The sequence below is a fragment of the Rhizobacter sp. J219 genome, assembly GCF_024700055.1.
GTDB lineage: Bacteria > Pseudomonadota > Gammaproteobacteria > Burkholderiales > Burkholderiaceae_C > Rhizobacter.
In genome coordinates this window covers 1257178-1272949 of sequence record NZ_JAJOND010000001.1, presented here as the reverse complement: position 1 = coordinate 1272949, position 15772 = coordinate 1257178, and the positions used below count along the sequence as shown (strand labels likewise).

Below are 15772 nucleotides of genomic sequence, written 5' to 3'. Positions count from 1 at the left end.
ATGAACCGCCTCGCAAGACTTTTCGTGGACCGCCCGATGGTGGCGATCGTGCTGTCGCTGGTGCTCGTCCTGGCCGGCCTGCTGTCGATGGGCAAGCTGCCGCTGACCGAGTACCCGAACGTGATGCCGACCACCGTGCAGGTGCGTGCCGCGTACCCCGGCGCCAACCCGCAGGTGATTGCCGACACGGTGGCCACGCCGCTGGAAACTGAACTGACCGGCCTGCCCGGCCTGCAGTACATGGGCTCCAACGCCAGCGGCGACGGACGCTACCTGCTCACACTGACCTTCTCGGCCGACGTCGATCCCGCGCGTGCCGAGACCGACACGCAGAACCGCGTGGCGCGTGCGCTGCCACGCCTGCCCGCCGAAGTGCAGAAGCTCGGCGTCGTCAGCGAGAGCGTCGCGCCCGACATGCTGATGGTGGTGCACCTCACCTCGCCGCGGGGGCGCTACGACCTGCTGCACCTGTCGAACTTCGCCCAGCTGCACGTGCGCGACGCCTTGCTGCGCGTGCCGGGCGTGAGCAAGGTCGTGGTCTGGGGCGCCGGTGACTACAGCCTGCGCGTCTGGCTCGACCCCGACCGAATGGCCGCCCGCGGACTCGTCGCGGGCGACGTGATCGACGCGATCCGTGCCCAGAACCTCCAGGTGGCCGCCGGCTCGGTCGGCCAGCAGCCGGACGCGCGCAGCGCGCACCAGCTGCCTTTGTCGGTGGCGGGTCGCCTGTCGTCGCCCGAAGCCTTCGGCGACATCGTGCTCAAGAGTGGACCCACCGGCGAACAGCTGCGCCTGAAAGACGTCGCTCGTGTCGGTTTCGGCGCCAGCTCCTATTCGCTGCGCAGCCTGCTCGACGGCAAGCCCGCCGTGGGCATTCAGATCGTGCAGGACCCGGCGGCCAGTGCCGTGGAAGTGGCGGCGGCCGTGCGCGCCGAGATGGCGAAGCTGCAGCAGGCCTTCCCGCAGGACATCGAGCACCGCATCGCCTACGACCCCACGCTCTTCGTCAAGGCCTCGATCGCGAACGTGATCCAGACGCTGGCCGAGGCGATGGTGCTGGTGGTGCTGGTGGTGCTGCTCTTCCTTCAGAACTGGCGCGCCTCGTTGATTCCCATCGCGGCGGTACCGGTGTCGCTGGTGGGCACGCTCGCGGTGATGCACGCGGCCGGGTTCACGCTGAACACGCTGAGCCTCTTCGGTCTCGTCCTGTCCATCGGCATCGTGGTCGATGACGCGATCGTCGTCGTGGAAAACGTCGAGCGCCACCTGGCGCGCGGCCTGGCGCCCCGCGAGGCCGCCCTGGCGGCGATGAAGGAGGTGACGGGGCCGATCCTCGTCATCACGGCGGTGCTGGCGGCGGTGTTCATTCCGACCGCGTTCATGGGCGGCTTGTCGGGCCAGTTCTATCGCCAGTTCGCGCTGACGATTGCGATCTCGACAGTCCTGTCGGCGATCAATTCGCTCACACTCTCGCCGGCGCTGTCGGCGATGTGGCTGCGGCCCCATGCGACCTCCGACCACGGCATGCTGGGCCGGTTCTTCGGCGGCTTCAACCGTGCCTTCGAGCGTGTCTCGGAACGCTACGGCGTGCTGACGCGGGCCGGCGTGCGGCGCAGCCTGCGCCTGATGCTCGTGTACGCCGTGCTGGTGGCCGGGGCGGTGTGGAGCTTCAAGACCGTGCCCTCGGGCTTCGTGCCTGCGCAGGACAAGTACTACCTGGTCGGCATCGTCCAGCTGCCGCCCGGCGCATCGCTCGATCGCACCGAGGCGGTCACCAAGCAGGTGACGGAGATCGCACTGGCACAGCCCGGCGTGGAGAGCGTGGTGGCCTTCCCCGGCATCTCGATCAACGGCTTCGTCAACAGCCCGAACACTGCCGTGATCTTCACCATGCTCGACCCCTTCGAGCAGCGCAAGGACGCGAGTCTTGCGGCAGGTGCCATCGCCGGGGCGCTCAACGGCCGCTTCCAGGGCCTCGACGAAGCCTTCGTCGCGATGTTCCCGCCACCGCCCGTGCCCGGACTCGGCCAGGCCGGCGGCTTCAAGCTGCAGATCCAGGACCGGCGCCAGCAGGGCCATGAGGCGTTGCACGCCGCGCTCGGCGCCGTGATGGCCGAGGCAGGCAAGGACCCGCGTATGGTGGGCCTGTTCTCGGGCTACCAGGTCGGTGTGCCGCAACTCGCGCTGAACGTCGACCGCGAGAAGGCGCTGGCGATGGGGGTGCCGCTCGAAGCGATCTACCAGTCGCTGCAGGTGTACCTCGGCTCGCTGTACGTGAACGACTTCAACTTCCTCGGTCGGGCCTGGCAGGTCAACGTGCAGGCGGACGCACCGTTCCGCAGCGACGCGACGGCACTGGGCCGGCTGTGGACGCGCAACGCGCAGGGCCGGATGGTGCCGCTCGAGTCGCTGGTGTCGAGCCAGCCGACGACCGGCCCCGACCCGGTGAGCCGCTACAACGGCTTTGCATCGGCGGACCTGTCGGGCATGCCGGCACCCGGCGTCAGCTCGGGCGAGGCGGTGGCGGCGATGGAGCAGATCCTCGCTCGCGTGCTGCCGGAGGGCTTCACCCACGAATGGACCGACCTGAGCTACCAGCAGATCCGCGAAGGCTCCAGCGGCCTGTGGGTATTCCCGCTCGCGGTGCTGGTGGCCTTCCTGTTCCTCGCGGCGGCCTATGGCAGCTGGACCTTGCCACTGGCGGTGCTGGCCATCGTGCCGACGGTCATCCTGGGCGCGCTGGGCGGCGTGTGGCTGGCCGGCGGCGACAACAACCTGTTCACGCAGATCGGCCTGGTGGTGCTGGTCGGCCTGGCGACGAAGAACGCGATCCTGATCGTGGAGTTCGCGCGCCGGCGGCAGCAGCAGGGCGCTTCGGCGGTGGAAGCCGTCGTCGAGGCGGCACGCCTTCGCCTGCGGCCGATCCTGATGACCTCGCTCGCGTTCGTGATGGGGGTGCTGCCGCTGGTGTTTGCCAGCGGAGCGGGTGCAGAGATGCGCCACGCCGTCGGTGTGGCGGTCTTCGCCGGCATGCTGGCCGTCACCGCGGCCGGCCTGGTCTTCACCCCCGTGTTCTATGTGTGGCTGCAGCGCCGCGCCGTGCGCGCGCCTGAGCCCGGCCTGGCGGACGCCCGTCGCGTCGGCTCGCTTTAAAAGGAATCGACCATGATCAAGACTTCCACGCACCTCACCGCGCTCGCAGCGGCAGCATTGCTCACCGCCTGCGGCAGCCTGCCGGGCTCGCCGGAGATCTCACTGCCTGTTCCGCAGCGATTCGGCCAGGCACAGGGGGTCGAGCTCCGGGCAGCGTGCGCAGCCCGACTGGTGGGCGGTGTTCGGAGATCCGGCGCTCGACGCGCTGGTGGTCCGCGGCCTGGCCGCCAACCTCGATCTCCAGCAGGCCGCGGAACGCGTGCAGCGATCTCGCGCGCTCGCCGCCGGTACGCGTGCCGAACTCGGCCCGAGCGGCGGTGCCGCCCTCGGCGCACGGGCGCAGCAGCTCGCCGAAGTGGAAGCGCCCGGACTGGGACGCGAGGCGCGCCGCACCGACACCACTTCAGCCGCGCTGGCGCTGACTTGGGAAATCGACCTCTTTGGCCGGCTTCGCCATGCCGCGCGTGCGGCGCAATCGCGCAGCGATGCGGTGGCTGCCGACGCCGACGCGCTGCGCCTGGTCGTGGCCGGCGAGATTGCGCAGGCCTGGTTTGCGCTCGAGGGTGCGCGCGAGCAGTCGCGCCTGACGCGAGCCGTCATCGAGAACCGGCGCGCCACCGTGGACCTCGTTCAGCGCCGCGTTTCCGCGGGGCATTCGGCGCCGCTCGACGATGCCCGGGCGCGTGCCGAACTGGCTGCGGCCGAGGCGGAGCTGCCCCTGCACGAAGCGGCCGCGAAGGTGGCGGAACATCGGATCGGCGTGCTCCTTGGTCAATCGCCGTCCACCTTCGAGGCGCCTGCGGCGTCCGGTGCGGAGGCTCGCGCGGTGACGCTGAGGGTGCCGTCGCCGCAGCACTGGGTGCATTTCCGGCCCGACCTTCGTGCCGCCGAGGCACGCCTGAGAGCGTTGTCGCTCGATGTGGAGGCGGCACGTGCCGAGTGGCTGCCGCGACTGAACGTGGCCGGCGCGATCGGCACGTTGGCCGGCTCTTTGGGGGCGCTCGGGACCGGCGGCAGTGCGATCTGGTTCGTGGCGCCCAGCCTGTCATGGCCGGTCCTCGACCATGCGCGCATCGAGTCTCGCGTGTCGGCCAGCCGTGCGGAACAGCGCGAGGCGCTGTTGGCCTACCGGCAGAAGGTGTTGCTGGCCAGCGAGGAAGTGGAGTCCGCCCTGGCCCAGGTGGCCGAAGGGCAGCGCCGCATCGCCGCGCTGCAGGAGCGCGCCAGCCATGCTGCTGCCGCGGAGCGACTCGCGCGCACACGCTACGCGGCGGGTGCGTCAGACTTGCTGGAGTTGCTCGATGCGCAGCGTGGTGCGCAGCAGGCCGCGCAGGGTCTGGCCGCCGCGCACACCGGCCCGCGACAGCAACTGGTGGCGCTGCAGCGTGCGCTGGGGGCGCGCTTCCTTCCGGCCGGCGAGACGACGGCCTCGCTGGGCACGGTTGTGGCAGGCGCTCAGTGATGACCCATGGCGTGGACGTGCCGCGTCCACGCCATCAGGTCCTGGTGCGCCGAAGCCCCGGCGGGCGCAACGCTGCGTGGCGCCCCGGCTTTGTCGGACGGGCGGCGAAGCGGCTTGCTTCCTACGGCGCCGGGTGCCGGAGCCTCCGGGCTGCCGGCGGCCAGGCCGGCGAGGATGCTGCAGTGAGGGTCGTCACCGCCTTGGCACCGGTTCACCAGCAACGAGAGCGCATGCTGCATCTGCGCCAGCTCCCGCATCTTCTCTTCGAGAAACTCGGCGAGGTGGGCCTGGGCCAGCGCTTTGACGTCGCGGCTTGGCCGGTCTTGCCGGCTCCACAGCCCGAGCAGATCCGCGATGCGCTCGATCGAGAACCCGAGCTGGCGTGACTGACGGATGAAGCGCAGTATCGACACGTCGCGCTCGCTGTACTGGCGGTAGCCAGCGTCGGTGCGCGCCGCGGGGGGCAGCAGGCCGATCTGCTCGTAGTGGCGGATCATCTTGGCCGAGACGCCGGCGGCCTTTGCCGCCTCGCCGATGTTCTGGGCACGGTGCATGGAGATCTCCTTCAGGGAAGCATGAACGTGGCGCGAGTCTTGACCTTGACACCATGTCAAGGTCAAGACGCCTTACCCTGATGACGGCGCGGGTTTGCAGCGGACGTCAGGGCCGGGCTAGCCGCTCGATCTCGTCGACGACGGCGTTGTTCAGCGCCGCGCCGCGCGCCCGAAGTGCGGCCACGACCGCCCTCGCGGCGGCCAGGGTGTGGCCGTAGCCGGGCACAAGGGCCGGCAGCTCCGCCGCCAGCGACGGCTGCCGGGCCTCGAGACGCCGCTCCCGGTTGAACGGGTCGCCGACGGGTGCACCCATCGCGGGCCGCGAGCGCAGCGCATCGAGTTCGATCAGCCGCTCGACGGCATGGCTTTGCACGAAGCGCGTCGCCGACAGCCGCTCGCCGCGGTGCCAGCGCTTGAGCCCCACCAGCACGCAGCTGAGCGCTTCGCCGACGATCCATTCTTCCAAGGGCAGGGACGGCGCCGGCAGGGGGCGACGCGGGACCGCCCAATCCGGCTCTGCACGCGGGTCGGCCCAGACCAGGCGGCCCGGCGAGTACGGAATCTGCGCCAGTTCGTCCGGCTCGAACACCGCAAACTCGCAGAACACGCCGTCGCGCATCAGCGCCTTGTGGCCGTCCACCGTGTTTCGGAAGCTCCAGGCGAGCGGATGCGCCGCCTCGAGCCAATCGAGCTTGTCGATGAAGCGCTGCTTGTGGCCAGGTTCGACGATGACGAAGAAGTCGAGGTCGGAGTGCTCGTCCAGGCGCTGCGTTTCCAAGCCGACGGAGCCCAGCCCCAGCAGGGCCAGGGCCCCGGGGCAGTTGCTCAGCGAGGAGCCGATCGCCTCGAGTCGCCGGAGGAGATCTTGTGGGTTCATGGTCGTGACTTCTTCGATGTTCATGCCGTCGAGCTTCAACCTTGACATCGTGGAGGAGTCAACGGCGACGGCGCCGCTGGCCCGACGTCCCGGATCGCCCGTTCTCGTTGACCTTGCCACAGGGGCAGGCTGGAAAGTGGCGGTTCGTGTCCTTGCCACTTTTCTTCAGGAGTTGCCCAGTGAGTCCTACCGTCGCATTCATTCATTCAACGGGTCTGGGCCCGTTCATGTGGGAGCCCTATCTCGCCTGTGTCGAGCATTCTGCCGTCGTGACGCCCTACAACCTGGGCTATCACCCCGACCAGCCCCTCGAGAGGCCAGCCGTTGCCGGATTGGCCGACGACGCTGAACACCTGCGTCGTTCTCTGCTGGCGCGCGGCCCGGTCCACATCGTGGCTCACTCCTGGGGTGCCACCGTGGCGCTCGAACTGGCGCGCACGCGCGCCATCGACGTGCGGTCTCTTTGGTTGTTCGAGCCGGTGCTCTTTGGGGCGCTTGCGAGCGAGGTCGATCGTCTTGACACGCAAACCGCGACGGAATTGAGGGCCACGCTGGCGAACTTTCGCAGCCTGGGTGCGGACCAGGCGGGCAGCGACGACTGGCTGCGCGCATTCATCGACTATTGGAACGGCGATGGCGCCTGGGGGCGAATGTCCGAGCGAGCACGCCAGGCGACGCGGCGCGTTGGCTGGAAGATGTACCAGGAGGTCCGCTCGACCATCGAAGAGACCCATTCGTTCGACGCCTACCGCTTCGACATCCCGGTCACGCTGGTGACGGGAGGCCGCTCTCAGCGCGCAGCACGGGCGATGGTCCTTGCCTTGGCGCAGCGCATGCCACAGGCCCGTGTGCACGACGTTGCAGCGCTCGGTCACATGGGTGTGGTCGATCATCCTTCGACCGTCGTCCGCCTGCTGCAAGACCACTTGAAGGGTCTCGCGATGGATTGAAGCTGGCGGGAGCCCAAGCTGCGGGCGCTGGGGTCTCGCATTGGCGCGGCGGCTGCCGCGTCAGGGCGCCGGTTCAACCCGCAGCTCGAAGCCGGTGTAGCGCGCGTGGTACCAGCGCAGCTCGATGCGCAGTTCCGCCGCGCCCCCGGCCGGTGGCGCTGCCAGGCGGCAGGTCAGCGTCACATCGCCTTCGTCGCGACTGCTGTCGATGCTGGTCTTGCTGCCGGCAGCGCAGGGCAGGGGTGTGCCTTTCATGCTGGCGCTGAGCGTGGCCTCCGTGTCGTCATGGCTGCCGGCGAAATGCGCGTCCAGGCGCAGCGCCTGCGCGCCGGCCGGCCAGTTGCAGCGCAGCTCGGCCCGGTCGTGTCGAGATGTCTCGGTGCGGCATGCGGGGCTGGCGTGCGAGGCGCTGCCGATGGCCACGAGCAAGACGGCCAGCAAGAGGCGAAGGCGGTGAAACGTCATGGGTCAGTCGTGGTGGGCGGCGACGCGAGGGTCGGCGCTGTCGCTCGGTGGGGCGGTGGGGGGTGCCGTGCTCGCGGCGATCACGTCGGACGTGGGCAACGGGATGACCACGCGCGGCGGCGGCAGATGGAGGGCGATGTCTTGCCCGGTTCCGGCCTGCAGCACCCACACCCGGCAGCGTGCCGCACTGCATTGCGTGAGGAAACTCAGCTCCTGCCCGAGCACCGCCTGCCAGGCCTGCAGGGCGCCACGGCCCTGCCATTGGAGGTCGAGCGGGCGTGTGCCGGCGAGCAGCGCCACGTCGCCGCGCAGCGTGGAGCCCGTGGCCTCGGCCAGCTTTTGCGCGACCAGCAGCCGCGACGCGCCGTGGGCCTCGATGCGCCACTCGCGGCGGTGGCGCGTGACGGCGAATTGCGTGCTGCCCAGCGGCAGCGCGGCCACCGCCGGCCGGGGGGCGGGCGCGGGTTCGTCGATGAGGTCGTCAGCCGGGTCGCCGGTGGCGGATGCGATTTCGTGCGCCACCTCGGCGCCGGGATCGCCGTGGGGCACGGCGGTGGTGAGGTCGTCGACGTAGCCCCGCCATCCGAAACCGGCGGCGATGACGAGGCCCGCCAGCACCGCCACGCCGAGGGCCCAGGGCCAGCGTGAGGGTGCGGGCTCGCCGTCTCGCTCGCCCATGCCGGGTTGCCACGGCACCACCGGCGCGTCGCCATAGAAGCGGTCGGCTTCGGCCTGCGCCGCGGCCTGCATCTCCATCGCGCTCATCGCTGGGCCTCCAGGCGTGCGGAGCTCTTCGCGCAGGCCGCGGGCGCCGGCCACATCGAGCGGGGCGAGCGCCGCGGCCATCTGCCGCAGCGGCTCGGCGGCCGGCGTGAAGTCGGGGCTCAGGCGCAGCACGTCGAGCAGCGGTTCGCGCACCTGGGCGAGCATCTGTTGCACATCGCGCGTCGGCATCACGTCGCGACCGGCCCGCAGGAAACGATCGCGTGCCTGCCAGTAGGCCGAGAGGCGCTGCGCAGTCGCGGCGTCATTCGGGGCCAGAAGCTCGTCGGGGTGCAGCGACAGCTCGGCCAGCAAGGCGAGCAGCCGGTCGCGCGGTCGCGAGTCGGGCGCGTAGGTGACGCGCGGGGCGCGGTAGGCCACGATGGGGTGGTCGTCGCGATTGGGCTCGGCGCCGGCCGCGAAGCGGCCGAGCGCGCGCGGCCCGGCGACCAGGCTGCCAAGCAGTGCGTATTCGTCGCCCAGGCCCCACTGCGCGGGCGGCCCCGGCAGCGCGGCCGATCGCAGACGCTGGCGGACGACATCGGCCTCGACGCGCAGGCCACCTTCGCGCATCAACAGGCCGAGGGTCGGGGTCTCCAAGCTGAGCGTGGCGAGCACGGCAAAGGCCTGCGGCTCGGCTTCGATGAAGGCGGCCACGATGCTGCGCAAGGTGGCGAGGTCGAGCTGGTGCAGCGGCAGCCACTGGCAGAAAAGCCCACCCGGCGCGAGACGCTCGCGCACCGCGCGGAAGTGCTCCACCGTGTAGAGCGAGGCCGACCCGCTGCGCGCGGGGTGGAAGTTGTCGGAGACGATCAGGTCGTAGCGTCGTGGCGTGGTGCGCACATGGCGGCGTGCGTCGGCCCGGGTGATCTGCAGATGGGTCGGTCGCGCGCCGGGCAGGGTCTCGGCAAAAAGCGCAGAGGCGTCGATGACCTCGGGCACGAGCTCCACCGCCTGCACGCGCAGGCCCGCGTCGAGCGTGGCGGCCCGCGCCGTCACGCCCGTGCCCAGGCCGAGAAAGAGCGCCTCGCGCGGCGCCGGGTGCAGCAGCAGCGGGATCAACGCCTGCCGCGCGTCGGCGTAGGCAGTCGCGCTGCTGCCTTCCTGCTGGCGGTTGTCGATGCGCAGGCGGGCCACGCCGCTGGCGTCTTCGACCACGCTCACCGCACCGAGCGCGCCGTCTTGGTAGCTGAGGATGTGCCCGCCTTCCGGCACGTCGACGAAGGCGAGCGGCGGGGCGAGCAGCGCGGCGGCCGCCGTCACCGCGCCCAGGGTGATGGGCAGTGCCACGCGCCGGCCGCGCAAGGCAAGCGCCGCATAGCCTGCCGACACCGCGAGCAGCGAGAGCTTGGGCCCGAGCGCCGGCGCCAGCAGCACGCCGAACAGCAGCGGTGCAAAGGCCGCGCCGAGCGTGTTGACCGCGAGGGCGCGCCCGAAGCTTCCCCCTTGCGCGACGGCCTGCGTGGCGAGGTGGCTGAAAAGGGCGCCCATCAGCACGGTCGGCAGTCCGAAGGCGACCAGTGCGAGCACGGCTTCGCCCGCGAGCGCTGCGGCCATGCCGCCGCCGCTCGCACCGAGCACGCCGGCCTTGAGCGCCCCGGCGCCCCACAGGCTGGTGGTGCCGAGCAGGCACGCGAAGGCCAGGCCGCACAGCAGCGCTCCGGTCGCCTCGGCCTCCGGCTGCCGGCAGCGCCAGCGCTGGTAGGCGGCGGCACCGACGGCCGTGCCCACGAGGTAGACCGCGAGCAGCATCGCGAAGGTGTAGACGGTGTTCTCCGACACCTGCCGCAGCACGCGCACCACCAGCACCTCGTAGCCGATGCCGAGCAGGCCGGTCGCGGCCAGCAGCGGCCAGCCCTCACGCGTGTGCAGCGGTGAGGGCGCACGCGCGGGGCAGTGGTCATGCCGCCACAGCCATGCACTCGCCACCGCGCAGAGGAGGTTGAGCGCGGCGCACGTGGTGGCCGTGGCCGACAAGCCATGCGTCGGCACCAGCCAGAAGGCGGCCGCCAGCACGCCCAGCACCGCCCCGAAGGTGTTGCCCGCGTAGAGCAGCGCGAGCCCACCCGGGGCACGCGAGGGCTGCGCCAAGGCGCGCTCGAGCGCCGGCAAGGTGGCGCCCATGGCGGCGGTGGCCGGCAAGAGCAGCACGAAGGTGCCGCCGAAGGCCACCAGGGCCTGCCAGGTGGCCGAGGGGTCGGGCCCGGTCAACGCGAGCAGCGCGCGGCCCGCCCACGGCATGCCGGCCACGAGCACCAGGCCCCACACGCCGATCACCGCTTCGCACAGCGCGTACCAGTGCCCGGGCCGCGCGCTCGTCTCGGCCATGCGCCCGAGCGTGGCTGCACCGATCGCAAGGCCCGCGAAGAAGGCGCCGATGACGGCGAGCACCGCGCTCGATTCGTGCCCGAGCCAGACGGTGGCCTGCTGCGTCCACACGATCTGGTAGCCCAGGCCGGCGAAGCCCGAGGCCACCATCAGCGCAAGCGCCGCGGTGATGCGCGTGTCAGCCGCCGAAGCGGACGCGGTAGCCCCAGGAATCGAGGTGGGTGGGGATGGCATTGAAGGCGAGGGTGATGCGCCGCTCGCCTGCGTTGGGCGGCACGGCATGCATGAGGAAGCTCGGGAACAGCACCAGGTCGCCCGGATCGGGCTGGGGACTGATCCACTTCTCGGCGTTGTACGGTCCGGTCGTGACACCCGCGTGATCGTTCTTGAACGAGAACTCGGTGCCGCCCGGCGACTTCATGAAGACGGTGCGCGAGTCGGGGTGGGTGGGGGTGAGGTAGAGCACGCCCGAGATGAAGCTGTTGGCGTGGTTGTGCATCGCCTGGCGGCCGCCGGTGTCGAGCAGGTTGACCCACATCTCCTTGATCGACCAGCCGAGGGCCTCACCGAAGAGCAGGCCGCCGAATTCGGCGAGCTTCGGCGTCAGCAGCTCGGCCACGGTGACGAGCAGCGGGCTGTCGGCCGGGCTCAGCAGCGCGGTGTGGCTGAGCTGCGGCGACGAGCTGTTGTCCAGATCGGCGCGCGACGAGAAGTGTTCGACCAGGCCGCGCACGAGCGCCGTCGGCAACACGCCTTGCGAGCGCAACAGCGGAATGGGGAAGAGGCCGAAGACTTCGTCGCGCATCGGCGGATTGTTTCGTGCCGCGAGGCGCCGCCGCCTAATCCCGACCGGGGGTGGGTGCCGTCATCGTCGTTTCATGTGGGCGTGTCACGCGCGGGTGAGCCCGAGCGTTGAGCTGTTCGGGATTGCGCGGGTGTGTGCATTTGTCACGCCACCGACACGCGCCCTTCCTAGCATGCCCGCCAACGACTCACTGTGCGGTCTGCAGGCGTCGTGTGCCTCCACAAGAAACCTCCGACGTCACAACCTCTTCCGGGAACCTCGATGAGCCTCCAATTCAAGCAGCGCCAGATCGCCTTGGCCGTCGCCGCGCTCGGCGCCGCGACGATGATGACCGCCCCGCTCAGCGCGGGCGCCAACGGCCCCGACCGTCACGACCGCCACCACGCCGACCGCAAATCGGGCACCTACCTCGCCGGCGACTTCCACAACCACAGCACCTGCTCCGACGGCGCCACGTCGCTGCAGAAGAAGGTGAAGAAGTCGATGGACCGCACCGAAGCCACACCCTGGGGCCTCGACTGGTTCGTGCAGGCCGGACACGGCGGCACCGGCAACCGCAACTGCACGCTGGCCGAGGACGCGAGCCTCGCCACACCCGCCTACCCGCTGGTCTACGCCGCCGACGGCACCACGCTGCAGGGCCCGACCACCACCTGGCGCAATACCAACCCGGCCGTCACGCCCAAGGGCGACCTGTCGGGCTCGGGCGCCAACCAGAACATGTGGCGCTGGGAAGCCATCCAGACCTACCAGTACCCGCTGCTCGAGTACCTGGCCGCCTACCGCAACGAGCCGCTCTTCATGGGCGTGGAGTCGGTCGTCGCCGGCCATGAGCACACCTCGATGGCGGTGATCACCGGCCAGATGCCGTCGGCCATCTACAAGCAGAAGTTGCCCAAGACCGCCGGCTATACGCCGCTCGGCAACGCCAACGCGCTGGCCCAGTGGCAGTACTGCTTCGACCGCGGCAACAGCGACACCAGCCGCGGCAATGTGACCACGCAGCCGGGCAACGTCAACACCGGCGTGGGCAACAACTGGGAGTGCTCGGTGCCCGGCAGCCCCAACAGCGCCAGCCCCGACTGGAACGTGGCCGCCGCCAAGCTCAATGGCGCCTCTGGCGACCTGGGCCATGCGAAGACGGTCGAGTCGATCAAGTGGATGGCCGCCAAGCACCCCGAAGGCAGCTACTACGTGCCGGCCCACCTCGAGCGCGCCGGCCCGTTCAACCCGGCCGGCAACAACGGCTTCAACGTCGAGCACCTGCGCAACTTCAACAACGCCGGCCCGCGCGTGGCCTTCGGCTTCGAGAGCCAGCCCGGCCACGGCGCCTCCGACCGCCGCGGCGAGTACAACCTGCGCCGCAACAACATCGGCGGCGTGCGCTACGACTCGGTGGGCGGCACCACCTTCGGCGGCACCGGCGTCTACGCCGCGCAGGTCGGCGGCGTGTGGGACGCGCTGCTCGGCGAAGGCCGCAACTGGTGGTTCTTCGCCAGTTCCGACTGGCACTCGCGCGGCGCCTTCGGCGCCGACGACCGCCGCAGCGACAACGACTTCTGGCCCGGCGAATACCAGCGCAACTACACGCTCGTGAAGCACGGCAAGACCGACGTGCGCCACCTCACGCCGCAGATGGTGGTCGACGGCCTGCGCACCGGCAACACGTGGGTGTCGGCCGGCCAGCTGATCGACCGCCTGGCCTTCGTGGCCTGCGCCGTGCCGCCGCGCGTGGCGCACGCCAGCGGCCGTGGCCTCGAAGCCCTCGGCGAAGCTGCGGTGGAGGCGCTGGCGCTCAAGGCTGCCGCCCACAACACCGACGACAAGGGCCTGCCCAACTGCGCCACCATGGGCGAGAAGCTCGTCGTGAAGCCGGGCTCCGATGTGGTCGTGGCCATTGCCGTGCGTGACCCGAAGGGCAAGAACTACGCGCCCTACAGCTTCCCCAACCCCTCGCTGCAGCAGGTGGGCATCACCCAGCTGATCGACGAGCCGGTGCTCGACCACATCGACGTGATCCGCGGCCGAGTGACCGGCTACAAGACGCCGGGCGCGCCCGACTACGCCGGTGCGTGGCCCGACGACTGGGTCGACATGGCCAACCCGCAGCAACTGCGCTCGCTCGCCGGCGTGCCGGCTGCGGCGAAGAACGAGACGGCGGCCGTCGTGAAGACCTTCACCCAGGCCAACTGGAACAGCCCGCGGCATGAGCGTGAGTTCAAGACCATGAGCTTCCGCATCCGTGGCGTGCAGTCGTCGCAGTACGTGCGCCTGCGCGGCACCAACCTGCCGCCGGCTGTGCCCTTCGAGACCGACGTGGCGGGCAACCCGCTGTCGGACCTGTGGACCAACTCCGGCGCCATCAACGCGAAGAACAGCAGCGCGATCGAGTTCCCCGAGTTCGCGATGCTGCGCATCCCCTGCAAGACGGTCGGCCAGAACGTGCCTGAGAACGGCACGCTCTACACCGGCGTGGGCCAGCCCAAGATCGACGGCTGCCCGAACCACCTGCCCACCGTCAACGGCCAGCGCATGGTGGCCTTCGACGTGGCGGCCTGGTCGGACCTGTGGTTCTACAGCAACCCGATCTTCGTCGAGGTGATGGGTGGCACGCCGGTGTCTGGCCAGGTGACCGCTTCCAAGTGATGACCTCGTCGACGTCGGCGGGGGTGCGGTGGTGGCGCGAGCCGCTGCTGCACTTCATCGTGCTCGGCGCGGTGCTCTTCGCGGTGGACCGCGCCGTCAACGGCGCGCCCGACGAGGCCCGCACGATCGTGGTCGATCAGGCGGTCGACCAGGAGGCGATCAAGGTCTTCCGCGAGGCGCGCGGCCGTGAGCCCAACGCTGACGAGCTGTACGCGCTGCGCCGCGTGTGGCTCGACAACGAGGTGCTCTACCGCGAGGGCCTGGCGCTGCAGATGGACAAGGGCGACAAGGCCATCCGCGACCGGGTGATCTTCAAGGCCTTGTCGATGGTGAACGCCGGGCTGCAGCGGCCGGCGCCCGACGATGCGGTGCTGAAGCCGTGGTTCGAGAAGAACCGGGTGAAGTACGACGAGCCGGCGCGGGTCGACTTCCAGGAAGCGGCGCTCGCCGGCGATGCGTCGCAGGCCGCCGCCGCCGCGTTCGCGTCTGCGCTCAACGCCGGCACGCCCTCGGACGAGAAGGCCGGCCTGCATGTCTTCAAGGCACGGCCGCTGCCGACCATCGTGCAGAGCTACGGGCCCGAGTTCGCGCAGGCGCTGCAGGCGCTGCCTGCGGGCGCGTGGCAGGCGCTGCACCATGGCGATGGCTGGAAGGTGGTGCGTGTCGACGCGATCGCTGCAGCCAGGCCGGCATCGTTCGACGCCTTGCGCAACGTGGTGCTGCAGGACTGGACCGACGCCGTGATGGCCGAGCAGCGCAGCGCAGCCGTGCGTTCGCTCGCGAAGAAGTACACCGTGGTGGTCGAGGCGGGTAGCCCATGAGGTTCGTGTGGCGCGTCTGGCTGGTGCTGCTGCTGTGCCTGGGCGCCGGCACCAGCGGGGCGCACGAGATCAGCATGGCCGAGATGGAGTTGCGACAGGCGAACGCCAGCGAATTCCTCTGGCAATGGACGGCCGGCAACCGGCCGGGGGAGAGCGGCCTGCGGGTGGTGTGGCCCGAGGGTTGCCAGGAGGCCGACGGCGTGCTGCGCTGCGGCCCCCAGGGCCTGCAGGGTCAGCTGGGCATCGAGGGCGTGGGCAAGCGTTTCTCGGCGGTGCTCGTGAAGGTGTACTGGCTCGACGGGCAGTTGCGGGTCTACACGCTGACGGCCGCGCAGTCGTCGGTGCCGGTCTACGGCGCAGCCGACGACCGGCGTGGTGCCACCGAGGTGCTGTGGGCCTATGGCGTGCTCGGGGTGGAGCACATCCTGGCCGGCTTCGACCACCTGCTCTTCGTGCTCGGGCTCCTGTTCCTGGTGGGCTTCAACCGCCGCCTGGTGTGGACCATCACCGCCTTCACGCTCGCGCACAGCGTGACGCTCGCGCTCAGCACGCTCGGCTGGCTGGTGCTCAGCCCGCCGCCGGTGGAGGCGACGATTGCGCTCTCGATCATGCTGGTGGCGGGCGAGGCGATGCACAAGGAGCAGACGCTGTCGCGCCGCTGGCCGGCGATGGTGGCCTTCCTCTTCGGCCTGGTGCATGGGCTCGGCTTCGCGGGCGCTCTGCAGCAGATCGGCCTGCCGGAGCATCACCTCGCGCTCGCGCTTGTGACCTTCAACGCGGGTGTCGAGTTGGGGCAACTGCTGGTGGTGCTGGTGGCTTACGCGCTGCATCGGCTGCTGGCCCGCTGGCCTGCCGTGCAGCGCCTGCGGCCGCTTCTGCTCTATGCGATGGGCGCCATCGCGGCGTACTGGTCGATCGGGCGCATCGTGGCGATCGTGGCCTGAGAGAG

11 protein-coding genes are annotated in these 15772 nt (G+C 70.4%); 6 read left to right on the top strand and 5 right to left on the bottom strand.

The window, feature by feature from the left end; all coding sequences use genetic code 11:
- Together LRS03_RS05835 and LRS03_RS05830 are read left to right on the top strand one after the other, a co-directional pair.
- Window positions 1-3153, top strand: coding sequence for an efflux RND transporter permease subunit (locus LRS03_RS05835; protein ID WP_257824450.1), 3153 nt, complete (start codon window positions 1-3; stop codon window positions 3151-3153).
- Between the two features lie 106 nt (window positions 3154-3259).
- Window positions 3260-4615, top strand: coding sequence for an efflux transporter outer membrane subunit (locus LRS03_RS05830; protein WP_257829436.1), 1356 nt, complete (start codon window positions 3260-3262; stop codon window positions 4613-4615).
- On the opposite strand, the gene LRS03_RS05825 is transcribed toward LRS03_RS05830, so the two are convergent.
- Entirely contained in the window at window positions 4609-5169 is a 561-nt protein-coding gene (locus tag LRS03_RS05825) for a Cu(I)-responsive transcriptional regulator (protein ID WP_308296397.1), read from the bottom strand. The two genes, LRS03_RS05830 and LRS03_RS05825, sit on opposite strands and share 7 nt — an antisense overlap.
- A 106-nt stretch (window positions 5170-5275) precedes the next feature.
- Window positions 5276-6070, bottom strand: a complete 795-nt coding sequence (locus tag LRS03_RS05820) for a hypothetical protein (protein WP_257824449.1) — start codon at window positions 6068-6070, stop codon at window positions 5276-5278.
- A 122-nt stretch (window positions 6071-6192) separates the two neighbouring features.
- On the opposite strand from LRS03_RS05820, the gene LRS03_RS05815 reads away from it, so the two are divergent.
- Window positions 6193-6996, top strand: a complete 804-nt coding sequence (locus tag LRS03_RS05815; protein ID WP_308296396.1) for an alpha/beta fold hydrolase — start codon at window positions 6193-6195, stop codon at window positions 6994-6996.
- 60 nt (window positions 6997-7056) lie between these two features.
- On the opposite strand, the gene LRS03_RS05810 is transcribed toward LRS03_RS05815, so the two are convergent.
- Genes LRS03_RS05810 through LRS03_RS05800 form a run of 3 tightly spaced genes read right to left on the bottom strand, consistent with a single transcriptional unit; the run spans window position 7057 to window position 11356 of the window.
- Window positions 7057-7461 carry a hypothetical protein gene (locus tag LRS03_RS05810; protein ID WP_257824447.1) on the bottom strand — a complete coding sequence of 135 codons (405 nt, stop codon included), beginning with the start codon at window positions 7459-7461 and terminating at the stop codon, window positions 7057-7059.
- Between the two features lie 3 nt (window positions 7462-7464).
- A complete protein-coding gene (locus LRS03_RS05805; protein ID WP_257824446.1) occupies window positions 7465-10785 on the bottom strand; it encodes a fused MFS/spermidine synthase in 3321 nt (1106 codons plus the stop codon).
- Window positions 10730-11356, bottom strand: coding sequence for a 2OG-Fe(II) oxygenase family protein (locus LRS03_RS05800; protein WP_257824445.1), 627 nt, complete (start codon window positions 11354-11356; stop codon window positions 10730-10732). Before LRS03_RS05800 ends, LRS03_RS05805 begins: the two co-directional genes overlap by 56 nt.
- Before the next feature lie 261 nt (window positions 11357-11617).
- Here LRS03_RS05800 and LRS03_RS05795 point away from each other — a divergent pair, with 261 nt between their 5' ends.
- The 3 genes from LRS03_RS05795 to LRS03_RS05785 are packed head-to-tail and all read left to right on the top strand — an operon-like array spanning window position 11618 to window position 15767.
- The gene (locus LRS03_RS05795) at window positions 11618-14002 is read left to right on the top strand and encodes a hypothetical protein (RefSeq protein ID WP_257824444.1); all 2385 of its coding nucleotides are present in this window, start codon (window positions 11618-11620) and stop codon (window positions 14000-14002) included.
- On the top strand, window positions 14002-14823 hold the full coding sequence (locus tag LRS03_RS05790; protein WP_257824443.1) for a peptidylprolyl isomerase: 822 nt from the start codon (window positions 14002-14004) through the stop codon (window positions 14821-14823). Before LRS03_RS05795 ends, LRS03_RS05790 begins: the two co-directional genes overlap by 1 nt.
- A complete protein-coding gene (locus LRS03_RS05785; RefSeq protein ID WP_257824442.1) occupies window positions 14820-15767 on the top strand; it encodes a HupE/UreJ family protein in 948 nt (315 codons plus the stop codon). Before LRS03_RS05790 ends, LRS03_RS05785 begins: the two co-directional genes overlap by 4 nt.
- The last annotated feature ends 5 nt before the right edge of the window (window positions 15768-15772 follow it).

Coding starts and splice junctions, on each gene's coding strand:
- LRS03_RS05825 (WP_308296397.1), bottom strand. CDS start 5,169: ATGCACCGTGCCCAGAACATCGGCGAGGCGGCAAAGGCCGCCGGCGTC.
- LRS03_RS05790 (WP_257824443.1), top strand. CDS start 14,002: ATGACCTCGTCGACGTCGGCGGGGGTGCGGTGGTGGCGCGAGCCGCTG.
- LRS03_RS05810 (WP_257824447.1), bottom strand. CDS start 7,461: ATGACGTTTCACCGCCTTCGCCTCTTGCTGGCCGTCTTGCTCGTGGCC.
- LRS03_RS05785 (WP_257824442.1), top strand. CDS start 14,820: ATGAGGTTCGTGTGGCGCGTCTGGCTGGTGCTGCTGCTGTGCCTGGGC.
- LRS03_RS05820 (WP_257824449.1), bottom strand. CDS start 6,070: ATGAACATCGAAGAAGTCACGACCATGAACCCACAAGATCTCCTCCGG.
- LRS03_RS05795 (WP_257824444.1), top strand. CDS start 11,618: ATGAGCCTCCAATTCAAGCAGCGCCAGATCGCCTTGGCCGTCGCCGCG.
- LRS03_RS05805 (WP_257824446.1), bottom strand. CDS start 10,785: ATGCCATCCCCACCCACCTCGATTCCTGGGGCTACCGCGTCCGCTTCG.
- LRS03_RS05800 (WP_257824445.1), bottom strand. CDS start 11,356: ATGCGCGACGAAGTCTTCGGCCTCTTCCCCATTCCGCTGTTGCGCTCG.
- LRS03_RS05835 (WP_257824450.1), top strand. CDS start 1: ATGAACCGCCTCGCAAGACTTTTCGTGGACCGCCCGATGGTGGCGATC.